Raw genomic sequence first — 1,130 nt, forward strand, 5'->3', positions numbered from 1 at the left:
CTGATGTTACGCACTTACGGCCAGCATCTGCTTCCAGGCTTTAAGTGCTTCTTTTTGAGCTTTTATATAAAGCTTTGTTTTCAATCCAAATGTGGTTAAGCCTTTTTTTACACTTAACCCTTCCAGTTTTGCTGTTGCAAGCAATGACATGAAAATATGATTGCTTTGGGTTTTCTCTTTTTTAGCAGGTGATTTAGCAAGACCCGTATTAGATTTTATATTTTTGTGAAAAACTTCAACTTTCCATCGTTTTTGATAGATTTCTTCAATAGACTCTTTATTTAGTTCAATATCATTGCTGATCAAATATAATATCCCTTCACTGCCATCTTTGTTTTTAAAAATTTGTCGGTGCAAAAGTATCGGAATATCCATTCCTTTTGCCCAACCACAAATCGGAGAGTCTGACCAATCTAATGAATCAATACGTTGAAAGCGTCCTTGTAATTTATCTTCTTTGCTAAGTGCTATTAAGCGATTACTTTTTAATGCCAGTACAAAATATTTTTTCATCTTCTCATGGATAAATTTCATATTACCAATGGATGAAAACCAGCTATCAGCTAAGACATAGCGCCATTTTAATTGATTTTGTTTGCATGCTTTGAGGATCGCAATTAAATCATCGTTCTTCGTCGTATTACTTTTCCTTTTTATTTTCCTTGTTTTAATATCACAGTATTGAATAGGCTTTGTTATTAGCTTAAAAGCAACAGGAAGGCTTGCTTCATTCGAGTGATAAATACAATTCAGTAAATTAATACCTTTAACAGAACGGCCCACAGTATGATCAAAGTGCCAGCTAATAAGTTCATTTTCACTAGAATAAGGTTTCTCTTGAACAGTATCATCAAAGATTAAAACGCCATCATCTGATTCTATTTCACGAACCTCCTTTTTTACATTTTTCCACAAATCTGCCGAGCTAAACTGCTTATGTGATAGAAAGCGAGTAATTTGATCGTGGCTAATCTCTCCATCTAAAAGATTAGATAAGCCCGTTGCAGTTGTGTAACTGAATGAGGTGACAAGATAATCAATGTACAGCTCAAATATTTGTTTATTTTTATTCATGGCTCTACTTTAGCGGTTTTCGAAATGAAAGTTTAGTGATAATGCGTAACATCAGT

The 1,130-nt window shown here is 33.8% G+C and carries 1 protein-coding gene; it reads right to left on the reverse strand.

Features of this window, described 5'->3' with window-relative positions:
- Positions 1–6: 6 nt before the first annotated feature.
- On the reverse strand, positions 7–1,074 hold the full coding sequence (locus KSO91_RS17320; protein WP_238744264.1) for an IS701 family transposase: 1,068 nt from the start codon (positions 1,072–1,074) through the stop codon (positions 7–9).
- Positions 1,075–1,130 lie beyond the last annotated feature (56 nt).

This window comes from Psychromonas antarctica (genome assembly GCF_022267535.1).
GTDB classification, from domain to species: domain Bacteria; phylum Pseudomonadota; class Gammaproteobacteria; order Enterobacterales; family Psychromonadaceae; genus Psychromonas; species Psychromonas antarctica.

What these genes read in the sequence shown, in the direction of transcription:
- KSO91_RS17320 (WP_238744264.1), bottom strand. Translation starts at nt 1,074, where the DNA reads ATGAATAAAAATAAACAAATATTTGAGCTGTACATTGATTATCTTGTC.